Source organism: Leptolyngbya sp. GB1-A1, from assembly GCF_039962475.1.
GTDB lineage: Bacteria > Cyanobacteriota > Cyanobacteriia > Elainellales > Elainellaceae > Leptolyngbya_A.
Genome location: NZ_JAMPLI010000007.1, coordinates 204,877 through 224,150 on the forward strand (window position 1 = coordinate 204,877; position 19,274 = coordinate 224,150).

Below are 19,274 nucleotides of genomic sequence, written 5' to 3' on the forward strand. Positions count from 1 at the left end.
AAAATATTGGGAGAAATATCATGAGCTGGCGCAGTTCCACGAGTCCAACCGATCGCATTTTTGCCTGCTTACCTTACCTGCTGCCGCTGATTGAAGCCCTGGCTTTTGGAGTGCCTTTTTTCACTCAGTTTCCTGCACTTAGCGTTGTTCTAGTGCCGCTCTTGCCGATCGTTAGTTTGTATGGCGCGATTCCCTTTGCGGGGTTGATCGTGTTCTTTGGGCTTTACTTTGGTGTAGTGCGGAATGAGAACATCAATCACTTTATCCGCTTCAACGCAATGCAGGCAATCTTGATCGACATCGTGCTGATCCTGTGCAGCATTGTGATTCAATATCTGCTGCAACCTGTGCTGGGCGGCGGACTGATTCTGGAAACCCTGTTTAACGTGATCTTCCTGGGCGCGATGGCAGCCGTTATCTTTTCTGTGGTGCAGACCGCTCTGGGACGATATGCCGAAATTCCGTCGCTGTCGAACGCAGTTCATATGCAGGTTCGCTAGCTACAGAGTTGGTAAGCCGATTGAGGGTGAACCACCTCTCTAAAATTCTGCCCGGCAATTCGGCTCGGTGATTTGGCTCAGTAACTCGTCTCAGCTATTCCTGGAGTTGCTGAGCTTTCGCCCCGATCGGAGCAGGCTCTCGGACGGCAACCTTGTTTTCGAGAGAGCCAATGCCTTCAATCTCAATCCTTACCCGATCGCCGGATTGCAAAGCTCCCACCCCTTCGGGCGTTCCGGTCAAAATCACGTCGCCCGGCAGCAGCGTCATCACCTGACTGATATAAGACACCAGCACTTCTGGCGCAAACACCATCTCGGCAACCGTCGCCGACTGAACGGGCGTTTCGCTGTCGTTGAGGAATGTTTGGAGCCGCGCCGCGCCGCTCAGTTCCCGCACAATCCACGGACCTAAGGGACAAAACGTATCAAATCCCTTTGCCCGGGTCCACTGTCCATCTTTTCGCTGCAAGTCGCGGGCAGTTACATCATTGGCGATCGTATAGCCCCAAATTTTGCTGCGGGCTTCTTCGGGGGTGCAGTAAAAACACCGATCGCCGATCACCAGAGCAAGTTCTCCTTCGTAATCGACTCTTTGCGACTGGGGCGGGTAGTAAATCATGCCGTCGGGTGCGGTGAGCGTGGTCGAAGGCTTGAGAAACAGCAGTGGCTCTTTCGGAACTTCTCCGCCCATTTCGGCAGCGTGCTTCTGGTAATTTTTTCCAACCGCTACAATCTTGGAAGGAGCGCAGGGAGCCAGCAAAATATAGGTTTCAGGTTCAAGCTCCTGGTCGGTCGGTTGCCCTTTCAGCCAGGGAGGAGCATCTAAAACCTGCACACGGCGATCGAGATGCAGCAAACCGTAATAAAGCTGCCCAGTCGTTGTTTGAACCCGGACGAAGCGTTGTGCCATAATGGGAGACTGTTCTTAACTGGTATATGATTGTAAATCCTTGCTTCTGATTGCAATACCCGATCGGTGAAGTTGAAAAGATTTTCTTCCGTTTCAGCCCCATCGTCGCCAATCTAGGTCGCCATGCGATTAGAGGGTTTTGCAGCAGCAGCCATTGTCCATAAGGAGACTTTCTTGTCATGAATTACTACGAAACGATGTACATCCTCCGGTCTGATCTGGGAGATGAAGTGGTCGATCAAGCGATCGCCAGGTATCAAGGAATTTTGACCGAGCAGGGCGCACAAGGTCTGGACACCCAGCATCGCGGCAAGCGCCGTTTGGCATACCCGATCAATAAGCAGCGTGAGGGAGTTTATGTGCAAATGAACTATAGCAGCAGTGGAGCCGCCGTTGCTGCTATGGAGCGAGCCATGCGCCTGAGCGATGAAGTGGTACGCTTCCTGACCATCAAAGTAGATGCCCCTGTCGTCGAGTCTGAAGCGGTCGAAGCGTAAGGCTAGCTCACCCTGATATAAAGATACAAATCTGTGAGGTGGGTCATTCCCACCTTTTTTTGTGTTTGATCTAGATTTACGGGTTTGCCACCTCAAACGTATTGCACTGGTCGGGCTCACCCGTTTGCAAGCCTTGTTCAAACCAGCGGACACGCTGTGCTGAGCTGCCGTGGGTAAAAGAGTCTGGAACCGAGTAGCCTCTTGATCGCTCTTGCAGGTGATCGTCGCCGATCGCGCTGGCGGCATTTAATCCTTCTTCGATGTCACCCTGTTCGAGGGCAATGCCAATCCGATTGCGATCGGCGTGGTGTGCCCAAACTCCAGCAAAGCAGTCTGCCTGAAGCTCTTGCCGCACCGAAAGCTGATTTGCCTCTCGTTCTCCGACCTGCTGCTGGAGGCTTCGTACTTGATTGGAAATCCCAAGCAAGTTCTGCACATGATGCCCCACCTCGTGCGCGATGACATACGCTTGAGCAAAGTCACCGGGCGCACCTAGACGAGTTCGCATCTCGTTGAAAAAGCTTAAATCAATATAAACCGACTGGTCACGAGGACAGTAAAACGGACCCATTGCCGATTCTGCTGTGCCGCAGGCAGATCGAACCGCGTCGTTAAACAGCACGAGCTTTGGCTCAACATACTGTTCGCCCGATTGCTGAAACAGCGTGCCCCAGGTGTCTTCGGTGCTGGCTAATACCACAGAGGTAAACTCAGCCTGCTGATCCTGTCCGGGCTCGAGGGGTCGATCGGTTTGAACGGTGCTTGGGCTCTGAGCCTGCTCAAAAATTGCGCTCGGATCGCCACCTAGCAAGGCAACCACCAATGCCAGCAGCACTGCACCAATACCGCCTCCCACGATCGGTACACCTGCACCCCCTCCTATTCCGCGCCGATCCTCTACATTCCGGCTTCGCCGACCAAAATCCCAACGCATAATTTATCTCCGCAATTCAGCAGGGCAACCACAACCAATCGGTTCAATCAAAATTTACTATAGGTAAAAGAAAAATTTGATTAAACCTATTGTGCGATCGTCCAACGCGGAAGAAATCTATATCAGGAAGCAAAATTAGGCGGAGTGGGTCCTTCTAGAAGGGTGTTTTGTGGGGCTGCCAGGGAATTATGTGGATGCTAGGGAACAACGACCGCTCTTAGCCTGCTAATTCTGAGCTTTGTTTCAGTCCTTGCAGTCCCTTAACTTCCCCAGCTTTTAACCTGCCGCTCTAAAAGAGCAAGGGGGAACTTTGAACAGGTTTGGTTGCCTGGAGGCTATGGGTGGTTCGTCAGGTACGACTGAGCAAGCTCGATTACCACCCTGGGGAAACTGCTTCGCATCGCTTGTTTTTATACCGTAGCTAACCCTATCAAAACACCCCCAAACTCCTACAGAAACGCGCTCCGACCCGCAAACCGGGCAGATTTACCAAGTTGACGCTCGATGCGAAGCAGTTGATTGAACTTGGCGACGCGCTCACTACGGCAGCCCGACCCAGTTTTGATCTGTCCTGACGTGGTTGCCACTGCCAGGTCTGCGATCGTCGTATCTTCGCTTTCGCCGGAGCGGTGAGAGACAAAGCACTTGTATTTGTTTTGCTTGGCAAGCTCGATCGTGTCCAGGGTTTCGGTGAGCGTGCCGATCTGGTTTAGCTTGATCAGGATTGCGTTGGCAACGCCTTTGTCAATTCCTTCTTTCAAAATGCTGGCATTGGTGCAAAACAGGTCATCGCCGACAAGTTCGACCCGATCGCCGATTGTCTCGGTCAGCATTTTCCAACCATTCCAGTCGTTTTCGCCCATGCCGTCTTCCAGTGAGACGATCGGATACTGGGTTGCCCAGGAGTGCCAGAGCTGCACCATTTCCTCGGAGGTTTTGGCGGGCGCGTTGGACTTAAAAAAGACATATTTGCCGTCCTGCCACATTTCGCTGGAGGCGGGATCAAGACAAATCGAGATGTCGTCTCCGGGTTTGTAGCCTGCTTTTTCGATCGCCTGCAAAATCACCTCGATCGCTTCCTCGTTGGATTTCAGGTCAGGAGCAAATCCGCCTTCGTCGCCGATCCCAGTGCTGTAGCCCTTGCCCTTTAGGAGCGATCGCAGCGCATGAAAAGTTTCTACACCCATGCGGATTGCCTCGGTAAAGGAAGGAGCATTGTGCGGCGCGATCATGAATTCCTGAAAGTCCACCGTGTTATCTGCGTGTTTGCCGCCGTTGATCACGTTCAGGCAGGGCACGGGCAGCACGCAAGCATTGGTTCCCCCCAGGTAGCGATAAAGGGGCAGACCCAGCGAAGTTGCCGCCGCCCTGGCCACCGCTAGGGACACTGCCAGAATTGCGTTTGCCCCTAAAACGGATTTATTAGGTGTGCCGTCTAGCTCTAGCATTGACAGATCGATCGATCGCTGATCGGTCACCTCCATGCCTTCCAGTTCGGGGGCAATTTTGTCGTTCACGTTTGCCACGGCAGTGAGAACCCCCTTGCCGCCATATCGCTTAGGATCGCCATCGCGCAATTCGACTGCTTCTTTTTCACCCGTAGACGCGCCAGACGGAACGATCGCCGTTCCCACTGTCATTTCATCTTCGAGCAGCACGGTTGCTTCTACCGTAGGATTTCCCCGCGAGTCCAGGACTTCAGCCGCATTGATGGCAAGAATCTGCATTGAGTTGATGCTCCTTCCAAGGAAAATAGTGAGGTTCGATCGAAGCCAGATCAAAATTTATCCAAAAATGGCACTTGCGCCAATCATAGAAACTGCTGAGAGCATGGCTTCGGCATCTTGAAGGTCAGAAATCATGACAGAGAGGTGCAGAGAATTTTACCCGAACTTTGCACTCTGTTCTGCATCGTATCTAACGGACGACCCAAAGACGAAGGGCGTAAAAAATGGCTGCGATCGATGAAGCGATGAATTTGTATTGTCAAACCTTGTACTATGTACTATCAAACTTTGTCCTGTCAAACCAGAATCGATCGTAGAACTGATTTGAGCTGGGATCAGGATTGATTGGAATTTTTTAACCTGCTTTTGATAATTCAATCAGTAAGTCAATCAGGTCGGAGTTGGGAAAATCCTGATTGTGGCCTGAACTGTCCCTTCGCTTTCCCATTCTGGCTGGGTGTCCCTCTAAATTTTCTCAGCGGTGTTTAAAGCTTTGAGTTCCCATCACTGTTTTAGCCTCTGCTGGATCACGCTGATTCGATGCAAGCTCTCATTAAGGGGGATAAGACCCTGGTTTTGTCCCACTCTGTCAGTACGATCGCGAAATATCCGGCATAAGAGCAGAGGTTTAATAGCAAATCCAATCTTCTGATAGACGTTCTCCTGTTCATATCACCGTCGAGAGTGAGAGGTTAATCAACCTGTAGCCTTCTAGGATTAATACACTCTTTTTCTGTGGAGATCAGGCATGAAGGTTCCACCCGAAATTACTTACCGTGACGTTGAAAAAACCGATGCAGTTCAAACCCTCGTGGAGGAGAAACTTGCCAAGCTAGAACGGATGTGCGATTACATCAATGGCTGCCACATCGCGATTGAAAAAATCAACGATCGTCCCCGCAGTGGCTCTCCCTATCGCGTTCGGATCGATCTGACAATTCCGCCGAATCATGAACTAGTGGCAGATTGCCATCCGAGCGAAGAAAACCAGTACGTCAAGCTAGATGCTGTGATTCGAGATGCATTTAGCAAAATGGAAACTCAAATTCGCAAGCTCACCAAACAACAGCGCGAACATGAGCAATCAAAAGACCATAATGATGCAACTGAAGTCACGGCTTTGGTGACAAAAGTATTTCACGAAGACGGCTACGGCTTTATTAAAGATCTGACTGGTGCAGAAGAAGTTTATTTCCATCGCAACAGTGTTCTGCATGATGATTTCGATCGTATTCAGATCGGAACCGGGGTGAGATATAGCGCGACCGATGGCGACAAGGGCTTGCAGGCAACGAGCGTTCAAATTGTCGATAAGCCCGGAGCAAGAGCAGGTAAGGCTGAAGAGCAGCTTGTCGAGCCGCCGCTCGGCTGGCAGTCTTAATGTTCAAAAACGCTTAAACCATTCGCTTTTAATTTGATTTAATTAGGGGGAAACCCCTTTTTTTGTTGAAATTTAGTCTTGCTAAACAACCTGAGTAGGCGAGGTGATTCGATCGTCGTTTGCACTTTAAAAACCCCTTCTAATTGTATGTGACCAAGCAGAATACCCTTCAAAACGACGCGATCGATTAAACATCAAACTATTAATTGAACACTTCTTTGAGCAGAGGTTAACCGCTTTACAGTTCGTTAGGTTCCATCCGCCTGGGCTTACAGCAGTTTTGTTTAGACCAAACCAATTTGAGTTGGTTGCTTCAGCCTGAGCAAATTTAATTTGAACCTTATATCAGATATCAGCGATTATGCAGCCGGAAATCTCGATCGCTGGCTCACCAATGTCGGATTTGAATCTGTTCCAACTCACCCAATTTGGCGGATGCAGCAAGTGTCTCGCGGCGTTAAATTACATCACTAACACTGCACCTATTTCTACAAATTTCTACAAACAAGAAAGACGATGAACCCTGAATCAATCAATTCCCCTTCTACCGAGCAACAGGATTCAGCCGAAGTGCGGCAGCAGGTGGGTGAGGTGAGTCAGCAGTCTGACAACCAGCCTCATCAGTCTGATATTGTCAATCCAGCAGAGGATCTGGTGTACAAAGGTGGCTACACAGTAGACCCAGTGACGCTATTGGGAAATCCTGCCGTTGCTCCCCAAACGCTGAGCGACGCGCGTGACTTGCGCCCTGATATTTTTCAGGAGGCAGAAGAAAGTACGCCAGACGAACAGTAAACTGAATGGGCGACTCACCCTCGCCCGCTCAGAGCGTACTTTGGACAAATTCAGATTTGAAAGAAATCAGAAGTGCTGCACTCGCTCCCCAATCTCCTATTTGTAGGAGAACCTATTTTGTAGAGGGGACTCATCATTCTTCATCATACTGACTGGTCAAACACCCTTCTAAAACGGAATAACCGCATTTCAATTGGTTTCTGATCAGTTTACAATTTGCCGCTTTACATTAACCTGTTCCTGAAGTTGCTTCATTCGATCGCGAGTTACTCGTTCCATACAGCGATACAACACCGTCGGATACATCGAGCCCCCTTCATTGGCTTTTGCTTCGAGGTGGCACTCTGCCGTACGAAACTCAACCCATTCTTTTTGAGCGGTTTCAAGCTGAGATCGGGCGTTGTCACTCATTTGCCCCTGCATTTGCTGGTACATTGCTTGCAGTTCGCGATCGGCGTTTTCATAACCTTGCGCTGCGCACTGATTCATTTCCTGCTGCGTTTGCGGGTTACTGCAATCGATCGCGCCTGAACGAGGATTAGACTGACTGGAAGAATTTGCGGAATTGGCTTGCATAAAAGTTGAAAGTTGTTAGAAGTTGAAGGATGAATTGGGATTATTGCCGAAGTTAAAATTCTAAGAAGTTCAAAGATGAATAGAAATTTTAAATTAATCGCGTTGATAAGGGCGAATATCGATCGAATATCTTCAACTGAATGTCCTCAGCATAGAAAATCCTGAAACTTTTTCCCTCTCTCGATCGCCACATTTATTCGATCGCGTCTCCTGATCTTCGACGGGCGGAAACCCGTCTCAGGAATGGCTGAAAGTTATCGTTACAATAAAAACAGTTGCCTCGTCTTACCAGTCATGACTCAACCGACCCGCATTTGCATTCTAGGAGGGGGCTTTGGCGGACTCTACACCGCGCTGCGCCTGAGCCAGTTGCCCTGGAATCCGTCTGAGAAGCCGGAAATTGTTCTGATTGATCAGCGCGATCGATTTTTGTTTTCGCCGTTGCTCTACGAACTGTTAACAGGCGAACTGCAAACCTGGGAAATCGCGCCGCCTTACAGTGAACTGTTGGCAAATACAGGCATTCGCTTTCTGCAAGAAGCCGTGGCAGGGGTAGATGTTGAGGCGAAACAGGTTCAGCTTCAAGATGCGGCAGCGTTGTCCTACGATTATTTGGTGCTGGCGATGGGCGGTGAAACGCCGCTTGATCTGGCTCCGGGCGTGGCAGAATCTGCCATTCCGTTTCGGACGCTGGCGGATGTCTATCGGTTGGAAGAACGGCTGCGATCGCTTGAAGAGTCAGACAGAGAAAAAATTCGGGTGGCGATCGTGGGAGGCGGCTATGCAGGGGTGGAGCTTGCCTGCAAACTGGCGGAACGCTTGGGCGATCGGGGACGACTGCGGCTGATCGAAGCGACCGAGCAGATTCTCAAAACCTCGCCGGAATATAACCGGGAAATGGCGCAAAAGGCACTCAGCGATCGCAAGGTCTGGATCGACCTGGAAACACAGGTGAAATCAATTTCTGCGGAGTCGATCGTGCTGGACTATCGCGGACAAACGGATGATTTGCCCGTGGACGTGGTGCTTTGGACGGTGGGAACTCGGGTTAGCGACGTGGTGCAAAATTTGCCGCTCAAGCACAATGAGCGCGGGCTGCTTGTGGTGAATGCTCAGTTGCAATCGATCGACCATTCTGAGATTTTCGCATTGGGCGACTCGGTGGAATGTCGAGATGCTGAGGGTCAGCTTGTTCCCGGTACGGCTCAGGCAGCGTTTCAGCAGGCAGAATGTGCTGGATGGAATGTTTGGGCAAGTATCACCGGACGACCGCTGCTGCCCTTCCGCTATCAGGCACTCGGCGAAATGATGACCCTGGGCAAGGATGACGCAACGCTGACCGGGTTAGGAATTCGACTGAATGGTCCCTTTGCCTACATTGCCCGGCGGCTAGTCTACCTCTACCGGATGCCAACGCTCGATCACCAGCTCAAAGTCGGGTTAAACTGGATTGCCCAACCGCTGCGGCAATTGCTGTCGCCCTGATTTCTCATGCCTTCCTCACTGCCTTCTCGGTTAACTCTGGAACCTCGTCCGCAAGTCATTTTTCTGGATGCTGTCGGAACGCTGTTCGGGGTGCGGGGCAGTGTGGGCGAAATCTATGGATCGATCGCCCGTTCGTTTGGCGTAGCCACTGATGCCGCTCTGTTGAATCAGGCATTTTTTCAGAGCTTTAAGGCGGCTTCGCGGATGGCGTTTCCGGGAGTTCCCCCAGCGCAGATTCCTCAAAAAGAGTATGCCTGGTGGGAGTCGATCGCCTATCAGGCTTTTGCTCAGGTAGGGGCGATCGAGCAGTTTACCAACTTCCAGGAATTCTTCTCAGTCCTGTACAACTACTTTAAGACCGCCGAGCCCTGGTTTGTTTATGACGAGGTGCGGCAGGCTCTCGACTACTGGCAGCGGGAAGGCATAACGCTGGGCGTCCTGTCTAATTTTGATTCGCGCCTGTATCCGGTGCTGGATGTTCTTGGACTAGCGGATTACTTTGCCTCGGTTACGATCTCAACTGAAGTGGGGGCCGCCAAGCCAGAAGTGGCTGTATTTCAAGCTGCGCTTGCCAAACATGGAGTTTCAGCTGATCACGCCTGGCATATTGGCGATAGCTTCCAAGAAGATTATGAAGGCGCAAAAAAAGCGGGAATTCGGGCATTTTGGCTGAAGCGTGATTAGCCACAAAGTTTGCTCATAAAGTTTGCTCATCGAGTCAAGATGTGTTTTAGCTCACCACCCGATCGTCCCCGATCTATGGCACTCTGGACTTAGACAACTCCGCATCCTTTGACTTGAAATAAAAGCTTTAAATAAATAAGGTATGCAAACGCTTCCTAATCCGGTTGCTTCTAATTCTTCCGCTTCGTCGATTTGTCTCTCTACCGACGGCACGATTCGGCGACGCAAAACCCGCGCAGTTCCTGTTGGCAGTATCACGATCGGCGGCGGGAATCCGGTTGCGGTGCAGTCAATGATCAACGAAGACACCCTGGATATCGAGGGGTCGGTGGCGGCAATCCGGCGACTGCACGAGATCGGCTGTGAGATTGTGCGCGTCACTGTGCCCAGTATGGCTCACGCCAAAGCGATGGAAGAGATTCGCAGCAAGCTGTTTGCCTCTTACCAGCCTGTGCCCTTAGTGGCGGACGTGCATCACAACGGACTCAAGATTGCCCTGGAAGCCGCAAAGCATGTGGATAATGTGCGGATTAATCCGGGTTTGTATGTGTTTGAGAAACCTCGGCTCGATCGCACCGAATACACCAAAACCGAATTTGATGAGATTGGTGATCGAATTCGCGAAACGCTGGAACCGCTGGTGATCAGCCTGCGCGAGCAAAACAAATCGATGCGGATCGGGGTCAACCACGGGTCGCTGGCAGAGCGAATGCTGTTTACCTACGGCGACACGCCTGAGGGCATGGTGGAATCCGCGCTAGAGTTTATTCGGATCTGCGAATCGCTGGATTTTTACAATATTGAGATTTCTCTGAAAGCCTCGAAAGTGCCCGTGATGATTGCGGCAAATCGGCTCATGGTGCAGCGCATGGATGAACTGGGTATGGATTACCCCCTGCATCTGGGCGTTACGGAAGCGGGCGACGGTGAATACGGACGCATCAAATCCACAGCGGGGATCGGCACGCTCCTGGCAGAAGGCATTGGCGATACGATCCGGGTGTCGCTGACCGAAGCTCCCGAAAAGGAAATTCCGGTATGCTACAGCATTCTGCAAGCCCTGGGGCTGCGACGCACGATGGTGGAGTATGTTGCCTGCCCGTCTTGTGGTCGCACGCTGTTTAACCTGGAAGAAGTGCTGCACAAAGTCCGAGAAGCCACTAATCACCTGACTGGACTCAATATTGCCGTCATGGGCTGCATTGTCAACGGTCCTGGCGAAATGGCAGATGCGGACTACGGCTATGTGGGTAAACAGGCAGGCTACATTGCCCTGTATCGCGGACGCGAAGAAATCAAGCGAGTCCCTGAAGAGCAGGGGGTCGAAGAGCTGATTAATTTGATTAAGGCAGATGGCTGCTGGGTTGATCCCTAGCTCTCTTTTGGGGCTCACCAAGCCGAGAATCAATTTGGTTTTTCAGAACAGTGGATCACAAAATTTTTACGCCTGCTCCCGTGACCCTGTGCTAGATTGGGCGTACCTGCCCTACAGTCTATTCCCTTCGGTTCAACCCAGATTATGGCAATTACAAAGCGTGGTCTCCTCCTCGGCGCAACAGCAGCAGCAGTGACGGCGGTAACGGTGACGGGTGCAGGACTGCATCTGTCTCAGGGACAAGCCTTTTTTCAGGAAAGCCCCAAAGAGCTGGTCGATGAAGTTTGGCAGCTGATCGATCGCAATTATGTAGACGGAACGTTTAACCAGGTAGACTGGCGGGCAGTGCGGAAAGAGTACCTGGGTCGGGCTTACAGCAGCCGTGAAGAGGCATATACCGCGATCCGCGAAATGCTGGAAAAGCTGGATGATCCCTACACCCGCTTTATGGACCCGCAAGAGTTCCGCAATATGCAGATCGATACCTCTGGTGAGCTTACCGGGGTTGGGATTCAGCTTTCGCAGGACGAAGAAACCAAAGAACTAATTGTTGTCTCACCGATCGAAAATTCGCCTGCCTTTGAAGCCGGAATTATGGCGCGAGATGTGATCGTCAAAATCGACGAGAAAAGCACTGAGGGAATGGACACCAATCAGGCGGTCACCCTGATTCGTGGACCTGTGGGAACTGAAGTTCGGCTTACAATTCGTCGGGGTGGCGAGGAAAAAGAATATACGCTGAAGCGCGATCGCATCGAAATCCATCCGGTGCGGGCTGAGGTGCGGCAGGAAGACGGCAAGCAAATTGGCTATATCCGCCTGAACCAGTTCAGCGCAAACGCCGCAGATGAAATGCGATCGGCGATCGAAGACCTGGAGTCAAAGAAAGTAGACGGCTATGTGCTCGATCTGCGGATTAACCCCGGCGGATTGCTCTACTCCAGCATTGATATTTCCCGGATGTGGATGAACGACGGCATCATCGTTTCGACGGTCGATCGCCAGGGCATTTCAGAGCAAGAGCGGGCAAACGGCACAGCCCTTACCGATAAGCCGCTCGTAGTCATCGTAGACGGCGGTTCTGCCAGTGCCAGCGAAATTCTTTCTGGCGCACTGCAAGACAATAAGCGAGCAGTTCTTGTGGGCAGCAAGACGTTTGGCAAGGGACTGGTGCAGTCGGTGCGCGGTCTGGGCGATGGTTCTGGACTGGCGGTGACGGTTGCTAAGTATCTCACGCCAAGCGGACGCGACATTAACAAATCGGGCATTGAACCCGATATCAAGATCGAACTCACCGACGAGCAGCGCGTCAAACTCTTTGGTGCAGATAACGAAATTGGTACAGAAAACGACCTTCAGTACACCAAGTCGCTTGAGGCACTCAATCAAAGAATTGCTCAGTCTCAGCAGGGCAATCAAAACACGGCTGCAACACAACCTTAATCCGTCTGCGTCTGTTTTTTGTATCTGCTTTTTTGCGTCTGCATTATTGCAGCAACAGTTGATCGGGGGTTTCAGGCTCCCGATTTTTCATTTGCAAATGAACTGCTGCGTTTGCGCTTTCACTTTTGCATCTAGCGTTTTCATGCTGCGTTGCTGCAAAATTCGCACAAAGATTGCCCTTGCCTTTGCGCTTGGGCTAACCGCCATTCGCACGATCGGATTTATTGTCTATCCGCACCACCCGTAAATTTAATGGGTTTTGCAATTTGCCAATCATCGCGCTCGCGGCAAAAGCAATGCAGGTCGATCGAGAAAAGTGCATCGAAGCGGGAGCCTCGGACGATAGGACGAAGCATGGATATAGAGCGGTGAATTTCCCTGTTGCGGGTGTGGCTGTGTTGGTCGAGGGGTGGATGAGTGGATGGGCGAATGGGCGAATGGTGAGGCGGTAAGGAGGAGATAGAAAGGTGCAGCGGTAAGGGGTAAGGTTTGTGGGGAATGCCTGACTTTCGGTAGAGTGAAAATATACTTTGAGAACGTCGACTTTTAGGAGAGCGATCGACAAACTAAAGACTACGCAACTATCACTCATCGATTTCTCGCCGTGTTTTCAACCATCTTCATGACGACTCCTGCCAGCCTGGAGGATATTGAGGTTCAACTGCTGCTTGAAGCGATCTATCGCTACTACGGGTATGATTTCCGTAACTATGCACCATCGTCTCTGAAGCGGCGAGTTCGTCACTTTTTGCACAGTGAGGGGTTGCCCACGGTTTCGGCACTGCAAGCAAAGATTTTGCACGATCGCACCTGTCTCGATCGATTGCTGCTGGGGCTAACGGTAAACACAACGAGTATGTTTCGCGATCCCAGCTTTTATGTTGCCTTTCGCGAACAGGTAGTGCCACTGCTGAAAACCTATCCGTTTATCCGCATCTGGCACGCGGGCTGCTCAACCGGGCAGGAAGTTTACTCAATGGCAATTCTCTTGCAGGAAGAGGGCATTTATCATCGCTGCCGCGTCTATGCCACCGATACCAACGAGCAGGTGCTACAAACTGCCCGCACTGGGATTTTTACCTTAGATAAGATGCAGGAATATACGCAGCTTTACCTGAAAGCAGGCGGCAAGCAATCATTTTCCGAATACTATACTGCCGATTATAAAAATGCTATCTTTCGATCGTCTTTAAAAGAACATCTGGTGTTTGCTCAACATAATCTTGTAACTGATGGATCGTTTAATGAATTTAATGTCATTTTGTGCCGCAATGTTTTAATCTATTTTAATTCCACTCTTCAGCAGCAGGTGCATCAGCTTTTTTATAACAGCTTGTGTAAGTTTGGCATCTTAGGCTTGGGCAAACAGGAATCAATTCGTTTTACCCCCCATGAGGCAGATTATGAAGAAGTTGCCCAGGGGCAGAAACTATACCGGAGGCGGAATTAATGACGGCGGGGCTGATCGTCATGGGTACTTCTTTGGGGGGATTATCCGCACTACGAACTGTGTTAGGAAGTTTACCAGGAGACTTTTCAGTACCCGTTGCGATCGTGCAGCATCGTCATAAGGAGTCAGACTATACCTTGAGTTGCTATTTGCAGCAGTATGTTTCCTTGTTGATTCGGGAAGTTGAAGACAAAGACGAAATCCAGCCTGGACAGATCTACCTCGCGCCTGCGGACTATCATTTGCTCGTCGAACCCGGACACTTTTCCCTGTCAACTGATGATCCTGTCTCTTATGCCCGTCCGTCGATCGATGTGTTGTTCGAGTCTGCGGCAGAGGTTTATCACCGTGACTTAATTGGCGTAGTGATGACGGGTGCGAATCAGGACGGTGCAAGAGGTTTAGTACAAGTGAAAGCCAAGGGGGGTGTGACCGTTGTGCAAGACCCGCAAACTGCCGCAAGCTCAATTATGCCCAAAGCTGCGATTGCCTCTGTTTCGGTAGACTGGATCTTACCCCTTGAGCAAATTGCTCCCTGTCTCGTTCGCCTCTGCGATTCTTAACCCGAGCTAAGCTATGCCGCTTGAGTCCAGCGTAAACATTTTGCTTGTTGATGATCAGCCGGAAAATCTGCTGGCACTGGAGGCGTTGTTAGAGCCTTTAGGAGAAAATCTGGTACGGGCGCACTCTGGGGCAGAGGCATTGCGCTGTTTGCTCAATCAAGATTTTGCCGTCATTTTGCTCGATGTCCAGATGCCTGATCTGGATGGGTTTGAGACCGCGACACTGATTCGCAACCGTACCCGATCGCGCCAAACGCCGATTATCTTTCTGACGGCATTTAGCAACAACGAGCAGTTTATGTTCAAGGGTTATGCGCTGGGCGCGGTCGATTACCTGATTAAGCCGATCGATCCGGCAATTCTCAATTCTAAAGTGGCAGTCTTTGTCGATCTGTTCAAAAAAACAGAAGCACTGCGACAGCAGACCGAACGGCTTAAAGTCATGAATGCGGAGCTGCGGGTAACTGAAGAACGGTTTCGCTTGCTGAGTACCTGTTCGCCTGTGGGTGTGTTTATCACTGACACCGCAGGACGCTGCACCTATGCCAATCCGCGTTTTCGAGATATCTGCGGCTTGAGTGAGGCAGCTTCTTTGGAGCAGGGCTGGCTTCCGACAGTTCATCCTGACGATCGCGAACGGGTTGCGGCAAGCTGGACGATGCATCTGCAAGAGCCAGAGGAATATACGGAACAGTTCCGATTTCAGACGACTCATCCCGATCATTATCAAGCGGATCAACATCAAGTGGATCAATCAGGTCGGGCTGCTGAAACCACCGCGCGCTGGGGCTATGTACGCTCTGCTCCTCTCCTGTCAGATCAGGGAGAGATGATCGGCTATGTGGGGACGATCGAAGACATTACCGACCAAAAGCAGGCAGAAGCCATCCAGGCACAAATCATTCGTGAGCAGGCAGCCCGTCAGGAAGCTGAAGCTAGTAACCGAATGAAAGATGAGTTTCTCGCCATTTTGTCCCACGAACTGCGAACTCCGCTGAATGCCATGCTGGGCTGGTCAAAGTTGCTTCGCACACGCAAATACGACGAATCAATCACGCATCGCGCCCTAGAAATCATCGAGCGCAACGCCACCTCGCAGGCACAGCTCATTGATGACATTCTCGACGTTTCGCGAATTATTCGCGGCAAACTTCAGCTTAACTGTGTTCCAACCCTGCTCAAGCCGATCGCAGAAGCCGCCCTAAACTCTGTTCAGCCTGTTGCCGCCTCAAAGTCGATCGCGCTTATTCCCCAATTTGAAACCACCGCCACTCAGGTCTGGGGCGACTCGATACGGCTCCAGCAGATTATCTGGAATTTGCTTACTAACGCAGTGAAATTCACGCCTGAGAAGGGAGAAGTTACCCTGCGGCTGGCAGTCGAACTGCTTCCTGACCGTCTGAAGCAAACCCTTCAGATTCCGAGTTCAAAGGCAAAAGTCTTCTTTGAGTCCGATCGCTGTGCCGTGATCGAGGTGATCGATACCGGAGTGGGCATCAGTGCAGAGTTTTTGCCCTATGTGTTTGAGCGGTTCCGGCAGGCAGACAGCACCACCACCCGATCTCACAGCGGATTGGGGCTGGGCTTGGCAATCGTGCGACATCTGGTCGAACAGCATCACGGCACGATCGAGGTAGACAGTCTCGGCGAAGATCAGGGTGCGAAGTTTACGGTGCGGCTTCCCCTGCTTCAGTCCACTTCCCCTGGCTCTCCAGCGGGGCGATCGGCTTTTGGGGAAACTGAGAGCCAATCGGCTCCTTCCCGACTGGACGGCTTAAAAGTGCTGGTTGTAGACGATGAGCCAGATGCCCGTCAGTTCCTCACCTTTCTGCTAAGGGAAGCGGGCGCGAACGTTACAACTGCCGATTCCGTCGAAACTGCCCTGACTGCGCTCAACGCTGCCGAACCCGATTTGCTGATCAGCGATATTGGGATGCCGGAACAGGACGGCTACTCTCTGATTCAACAAGTTCGCACTCGCGGTTCTGCCATTCCTGCCATTGCCCTGACTGCCTATTCTAGAATCGAAGACCGCACCCAAATTCTCTCTGCCGGATTTCAGCAGCACCTTTCAAAGCCGATCGACCCCACTAATCTGCTGACAGAAGTCACGGCGATCGTCACCGGGAAACTCCGGGGCAAGTTCAGCGGCAAATTGGCTCAGGCATAAGCGGTTAAACCGGAATCACGCGCAGCAGCTCCACATCGAAAATCAACGTCGCGTTGGGCGGAATCACCCCCGGAATGCCCTGCGACCCGTAGGCTAGATTGGGTGGAATAATGAGCTGCCGCCGACTGCCCACCTGCATCGTACTGATGCCCTCTTCCCAGCCCGAAATGACTCGCCCCGCGCCCAATTGAAACTCAAAGGGACGATTGCGATCGAACGAGCTATCAAACTTTGTGCCGTCCACCAGTGTACCCGTATAGTTGACGACTACGGTTTGCCCCCGCTGAGGCGTTGCCCCGGAACCGTTCACCAGATCGACATACCGCAACCCAGATGGACTGGTAATCGGGGTATCGAACGTCAAGCTGTAGTTGAGCGTAAAAGGAGTTTCGCTGCCGGGAGTTTGGGCAACGCGGATGTAATAAGTCGAACCGTAGTCAATGAGGCGCTGGGACAGAGCTTCGGTTGCAGTTCCAGGATTGGCAGAAACCCCGATCGAGTTACGGTTGCGATCGAACAGTTCCAGAGTGGCATCGCTACTGAGCCCGATCAAAGTCAAGTTCATCGTTCCTGGCGCAGGCAGCCTGAACCGGATGTAATCGGTCGGATCGCTGTTGCCGACAAAATCGCTGATGCTGTTTGTTACTGCGCCTACCAGCGGCGTTGCAGCCTCAAAAGAATTGCCGAAACGATCGCCTTGCGGAGTCGCCGAAGCGGTCAGCCGATAACGGGTATCATTGCTCTTTTGCTTGAGCTGCACGCGCACGTAGTAAGTTCCCGGCTCCAGCGAAATATCATTCAAATTCTCCACTTTGCGCCCGCTTTTTCTGGAGGAAGCGAAAGCACGACCATTTTGATTAACCAGAAACAAGTTCGCATTTGCCCCTCGCCCCAAATCGCGCAACGAGACACTGAAGCTGCTTCTCGTACCGATCTCCAATCTCCAGACATCAATCAAATCTTTGGAGCTAAGGCTTTGTTTGACACTGGTGGACGTATTCCCAATCGCCAGCAATCGCGCACGACCTAACGTACTTCCTGGATCTTTTGCACTTCCCGAATTCTTTGCCATGAGCCTCCCTCCTGCAACGTGGGCTTAATCATTACCCAAATTAGTCTCAAATTAGCAGAAAAGATGCAGGTGCCTTCAATCTTCTAAGCATTCTAGGAATAATCAACCGTGGCAGCCTTGAACCTTTCCCATTCGTATCTCAAGTTGTCTACCTTTTTTATCATCAGATTTTATTTGATCATTCCTGGTTTAGCCGGAAACAGAATCCAAGGCAAAGCACAACATTAAACCCAATCTAATAGAATTGTCTTCCCGCAAGACGAAAACCCATTGTATTAAGTGTATTAAATGACGTGAAATGAGTTAATTTCCCGTTGTCAAGGATTTGCTTGAGGACTTGCTTGAGAATTTGCTTGAGGATTTCCCGGAGGACTCCCTTGCGGATTCACGCTCCGCGATCAAATGCAATAGCTGCTTGACTTGCGTGATCTCTGGTGTAACATCTACATCGGCTAATCGAGACGCTTGCAGGAGCCGGAGCCAGTAGTAGGTTTCACGAGCTTCCTGCTTGGCAATATCGATTTGTTTTGACTGCTGCGGAACTGGAGCCACAAAAGCTTCTTCAATCAACAAGCCAATGCGCGTCCCGCTTCTAAGCAACTGAGGGGAAATGATTAGCTCTTGTCTTGCCTGGAGCTTTTTGTAGAGCCGGACAATGCTAAGGGCAAACTCAAAGCTCTGCTGTTGGAGGCTGTCATCCATATGCCCATCCATACGCTGCTTCGATAGCGGTCAGGATTCGTAACAATCACGCGATCGAAACCGGAAACACCCAATCTTGATACTCTGGAGCGCGATTTTCAGTGATGGCAGTCAGTTTTTCTCTTAGTTTCAGGGTGATGGGGCGATCAACAGGCAGCTTATAGTTTTCGATTCTGGAGACAGGCGCAACTTTTGCAGCCGTGCCGCTCAGGAAGACTTCATCAGCGATGAACAGTTCAGTTTTATCAACCGGTCGTTCAACGACGGGAATGCCAAAATTACGGGCGATCGTCAGCACGCTATCGCGGGTAATACCCTCCAGGATGTCCTGATCGAAGCCAGGAGAAATAATGGTTCCATTTCGCACTACGAAGATATTCATGCCAGAGGCTTCACTGACTTTGCCCTGGGAGTTGAGTAAAATGGCCTCATCAAAGCCAGAATCCACTGCTTCGGTTTTTGCCAGGGAGGAGGTGATATACGCACCGCTCACTTTGCCGCGCAGAGGCAGGCTGCGGTCTTCCTGACGATGCCACGAGCTAATCCGACAGGTCACCCCTTCGGGGGACAGGTAATCGCCCAACTCTAAGCCGTACACAAAAAAGTCTTTGTCAATATTGTGCAGGCGAGGGGCAATGCCCAGATCAGAAGTGTAAACAAACGGACGAATATAAAACGAAGTGCGTGGCTGATTCTTTCTAACGAAATCGATAATGATACTCTGAATTTTATCAGCGGGAAGGTCGTAGTGCAGGAAGCGAGCACTGTTGCTGAGGCGTTGACAGTGGCGATCGAGCCGAAACAGCAGCACTTGATCAGGATTTTGGGGATCGGGAATGCCGCGCAGCCCGCCGAACGCGCCTGTACCGTAGTGCAACGCATGCGTTGCGATCGAAATCTTCGCATCGGTAAACGGCACAAATTGGTTTTGAAAATATGCGATCGGCAAAAAGTTGTGCATCGTCCTAAACCCTAACTCCTATAGCGTTCACATCATAGCTTTGAACAGA

General features: G+C 51.2%; 19 protein-coding genes and 1 pseudogene. 12 read left to right on the top strand and 8 right to left on the bottom strand.

The features are described 5' to 3' along the window. Window positions 1–20 precede the first annotated feature (20 nt). Window positions 21–500: a Tic20 family protein gene (locus tag NDI45_RS10380; protein WP_190792690.1), complete on the top strand. Its 480-nt coding sequence runs from the start codon at window positions 21–23 to the stop codon at window positions 498–500. A gap of 94 nt (window positions 501–594) precedes the next feature. On the opposite strand, the gene NDI45_RS10385 is transcribed toward NDI45_RS10380, so the two are convergent. Next, window positions 595–1,410 (bottom strand): fumarylacetoacetate hydrolase family protein, encoded by an 816-nt coding sequence (locus tag NDI45_RS10385; protein ID WP_348247257.1) that lies wholly within the window; start codon window positions 1,408–1,410, stop codon window positions 595–597. Between the two features lie 179 nt (window positions 1,411–1,589). Here NDI45_RS10385 and rpsF point away from each other — a divergent pair, with 179 nt between their 5' ends. Further along, window positions 1,590–1,907: a 30S ribosomal protein S6 gene (gene rpsF, locus NDI45_RS10390; RefSeq protein ID WP_348247258.1), complete on the top strand. Its 318-nt coding sequence runs from the start codon at window positions 1,590–1,592 to the stop codon at window positions 1,905–1,907. Between the two features lie 76 nt (window positions 1,908–1,983). On the opposite strand, the gene NDI45_RS10395 is transcribed toward rpsF, so the two are convergent. Beyond that, entirely contained in the window at window positions 1,984–2,841 is an 858-nt protein-coding gene (locus NDI45_RS10395; protein ID WP_348247259.1) for a neutral zinc metallopeptidase, read from the bottom strand. Between the two features lie 449 nt (window positions 2,842–3,290). Next, window positions 3,291–4,568, bottom strand: coding sequence for a phosphopyruvate hydratase (gene eno, locus NDI45_RS10400; protein ID WP_190791854.1), 1,278 nt, complete (start codon window positions 4,566–4,568; stop codon window positions 3,291–3,293). Window positions 4,569–5,316: 748 nt separating this feature from the next. On the opposite strand from eno, the gene NDI45_RS10405 reads away from it, so the two are divergent. From NDI45_RS10405 to NDI45_RS10415, 3 genes are all read left to right on the top strand, one after another. After that, on the top strand, window positions 5,317–5,949 hold the full coding sequence (locus tag NDI45_RS10405; protein WP_190791855.1) for an HPF/RaiA family ribosome-associated protein: 633 nt from the start codon (window positions 5,317–5,319) through the stop codon (window positions 5,947–5,949). A 333-nt stretch (window positions 5,950–6,282) separates the two neighbouring features. After that, the gene (locus tag NDI45_RS10410) at window positions 6,283–6,423 is read left to right on the top strand and encodes a hypothetical protein (protein WP_348247260.1); all 141 of its coding nucleotides are present in this window, start codon (window positions 6,283–6,285) and stop codon (window positions 6,421–6,423) included. Window positions 6,424–6,465: 42 nt separating this feature from the next. Next, entirely contained in the window at window positions 6,466–6,744 is a 279-nt protein-coding gene (locus tag NDI45_RS10415) for a hypothetical protein (RefSeq protein ID WP_348247261.1), read from the top strand. 204 nt (window positions 6,745–6,948) lie between these two features. On the opposite strand, the gene NDI45_RS10420 is transcribed toward NDI45_RS10415, so the two are convergent. Then, window positions 6,949–7,320, bottom strand: a complete 372-nt coding sequence (locus NDI45_RS10420) for a lysozyme inhibitor LprI family protein (protein ID WP_190791857.1) — start codon at window positions 7,318–7,320, stop codon at window positions 6,949–6,951. Window positions 7,321–7,614: 294 nt separating this feature from the next. Here NDI45_RS10420 and NDI45_RS10425 point away from each other — a divergent pair, with 294 nt between their 5' ends. The 4 genes from NDI45_RS10425 (at window position 7,615) to ctpC (ending at window position 12,307) form a co-directional block, all read left to right on the top strand. Beyond that, window positions 7,615–8,805, top strand: coding sequence for an NAD(P)/FAD-dependent oxidoreductase (locus NDI45_RS10425; RefSeq protein ID WP_348247262.1), 1,191 nt, complete (start codon window positions 7,615–7,617; stop codon window positions 8,803–8,805). A gap of 6 nt (window positions 8,806–8,811) precedes the next feature. Continuing rightward, entirely contained in the window at window positions 8,812–9,489 is a 678-nt protein-coding gene (locus NDI45_RS10430; RefSeq protein WP_348247263.1) for an HAD-IA family hydrolase, read from the top strand. A 142-nt stretch (window positions 9,490–9,631) separates the two neighbouring features. After that, complete coding sequence (gene ispG / locus NDI45_RS10435; protein ID WP_190791860.1) at window positions 9,632–10,864, top strand: (E)-4-hydroxy-3-methylbut-2-enyl-diphosphate synthase; 1,233 nt, start codon at window positions 9,632–9,634, stop codon at window positions 10,862–10,864. A 144-nt stretch (window positions 10,865–11,008) separates the two neighbouring features. Then, on the top strand, window positions 11,009–12,307 hold the full coding sequence (gene ctpC / locus NDI45_RS10440; RefSeq protein WP_190792043.1) for a carboxyl-terminal processing protease CtpC: 1,299 nt from the start codon (window positions 11,009–11,011) through the stop codon (window positions 12,305–12,307). 196 nt (window positions 12,308–12,503) lie between these two features. Here the strand turns inward: ctpC and NDI45_RS10445 are convergent, their stop codons facing one another. After that, on the bottom strand, window positions 12,504–12,899 hold the full coding sequence (locus NDI45_RS10445) for a hypothetical protein (RefSeq protein WP_348247264.1): 396 nt from the start codon (window positions 12,897–12,899) through the stop codon (window positions 12,504–12,506). 30 nt (window positions 12,900–12,929) lie between these two features. On the opposite strand from NDI45_RS10445, the gene NDI45_RS10450 reads away from it, so the two are divergent. From NDI45_RS10450 to NDI45_RS10460, 3 genes are read left to right on the top strand one after another with little or no spacing between them, the layout of a single operon-like run. Further along, entirely contained in the window at window positions 12,930–13,757 is an 828-nt protein-coding gene (locus NDI45_RS10450) for a protein-glutamate O-methyltransferase CheR (protein ID WP_348247265.1), read from the top strand. Further along, the gene (locus NDI45_RS10455; protein ID WP_190793856.1) at window positions 13,757–14,320 is read left to right on the top strand and encodes a chemotaxis protein CheB; all 564 of its coding nucleotides are present in this window, start codon (window positions 13,757–13,759) and stop codon (window positions 14,318–14,320) included. The genes NDI45_RS10450 and NDI45_RS10455 overlap by 1 nt, the downstream gene beginning before the upstream one ends. A 13-nt stretch (window positions 14,321–14,333) precedes the next feature. Then, complete coding sequence (locus NDI45_RS10460; RefSeq protein ID WP_348247266.1) at window positions 14,334–16,490, top strand: response regulator; 2,157 nt, start codon at window positions 14,334–14,336, stop codon at window positions 16,488–16,490. A 4-nt stretch (window positions 16,491–16,494) separates the two neighbouring features. Here the strand turns inward: NDI45_RS10460 and NDI45_RS10465 are convergent. The 3 genes and pseudogenes from NDI45_RS10465 to NDI45_RS10475 form a co-directional block, all read right to left on the bottom strand. Beyond that, window positions 16,495–16,836: pseudogene (locus NDI45_RS10465) on the bottom strand (FKBP-type peptidyl-prolyl cis-trans isomerase); the annotation flags it as partial. Between the two features lie 1,029 nt (window positions 16,837–17,865). Next, on the bottom strand, window positions 17,866–18,264 hold the full coding sequence (locus NDI45_RS10470) for a four helix bundle protein (RefSeq protein ID WP_348247267.1): 399 nt from the start codon (window positions 18,262–18,264) through the stop codon (window positions 17,866–17,868). A 46-nt stretch (window positions 18,265–18,310) separates the two neighbouring features. Beyond that, window positions 18,311–19,225 (bottom strand): branched-chain amino acid transaminase, encoded by a 915-nt coding sequence (locus tag NDI45_RS10475; RefSeq protein ID WP_348247268.1) that lies wholly within the window; start codon window positions 19,223–19,225, stop codon window positions 18,311–18,313. Window positions 19,226–19,274: the final 49 nt, after the last annotated feature.

Coding starts and splice junctions, on each gene's coding strand:
- NDI45_RS10380 (WP_190792690.1), top strand. CDS start 21: ATGAGCTGGCGCAGTTCCACGAGTCCAACCGATCGCATTTTTGCCTGC.
- NDI45_RS10385 (WP_348247257.1), bottom strand. CDS start 1,410: ATGGCACAACGCTTCGTCCGGGTTCAAACAACGACTGGGCAGCTTTAT.
- rpsF (WP_348247258.1), top strand. CDS start 1,590: ATGAATTACTACGAAACGATGTACATCCTCCGGTCTGATCTGGGAGAT.
- NDI45_RS10395 (WP_348247259.1), bottom strand. CDS start 2,841: ATGCGTTGGGATTTTGGTCGGCGAAGCCGGAATGTAGAGGATCGGCGC.
- eno (WP_190791854.1), bottom strand. CDS start 4,568: ATGCAGATTCTTGCCATCAATGCGGCTGAAGTCCTGGACTCGCGGGGA.
- NDI45_RS10405 (WP_190791855.1), top strand. CDS start 5,317: ATGAAGGTTCCACCCGAAATTACTTACCGTGACGTTGAAAAAACCGAT.
- NDI45_RS10415 (WP_348247261.1), top strand. CDS start 6,466: ATGAACCCTGAATCAATCAATTCCCCTTCTACCGAGCAACAGGATTCA.
- NDI45_RS10420 (WP_190791857.1), bottom strand. CDS start 7,320: ATGCAAGCCAATTCCGCAAATTCTTCCAGTCAGTCTAATCCTCGTTCA.
- NDI45_RS10425 (WP_348247262.1), top strand. CDS start 7,615: ATGACTCAACCGACCCGCATTTGCATTCTAGGAGGGGGCTTTGGCGGA.
- NDI45_RS10430 (WP_348247263.1), top strand. CDS start 8,812: ATGCCTTCCTCACTGCCTTCTCGGTTAACTCTGGAACCTCGTCCGCAA.
- ispG (WP_190791860.1), top strand. CDS start 9,632: ATGCAAACGCTTCCTAATCCGGTTGCTTCTAATTCTTCCGCTTCGTCG.
- ctpC (WP_190792043.1), top strand. CDS start 11,009: ATGGCAATTACAAAGCGTGGTCTCCTCCTCGGCGCAACAGCAGCAGCA.
- NDI45_RS10445 (WP_348247264.1), bottom strand. CDS start 12,899: ATGAGTGATAGTTGCGTAGTCTTTAGTTTGTCGATCGCTCTCCTAAAA.
- NDI45_RS10450 (WP_348247265.1), top strand. CDS start 12,930: ATGACGACTCCTGCCAGCCTGGAGGATATTGAGGTTCAACTGCTGCTT.
- NDI45_RS10455 (WP_190793856.1), top strand. CDS start 13,757: ATGACGGCGGGGCTGATCGTCATGGGTACTTCTTTGGGGGGATTATCC.
- NDI45_RS10460 (WP_348247266.1), top strand. CDS start 14,334: ATGCCGCTTGAGTCCAGCGTAAACATTTTGCTTGTTGATGATCAGCCG.
- NDI45_RS10470 (WP_348247267.1), bottom strand. CDS start 18,264: ATGGATGACAGCCTCCAACAGCAGAGCTTTGAGTTTGCCCTTAGCATT.
- NDI45_RS10475 (WP_348247268.1), bottom strand. CDS start 19,225: ATGCACAACTTTTTGCCGATCGCATATTTTCAAAACCAATTTGTGCCG.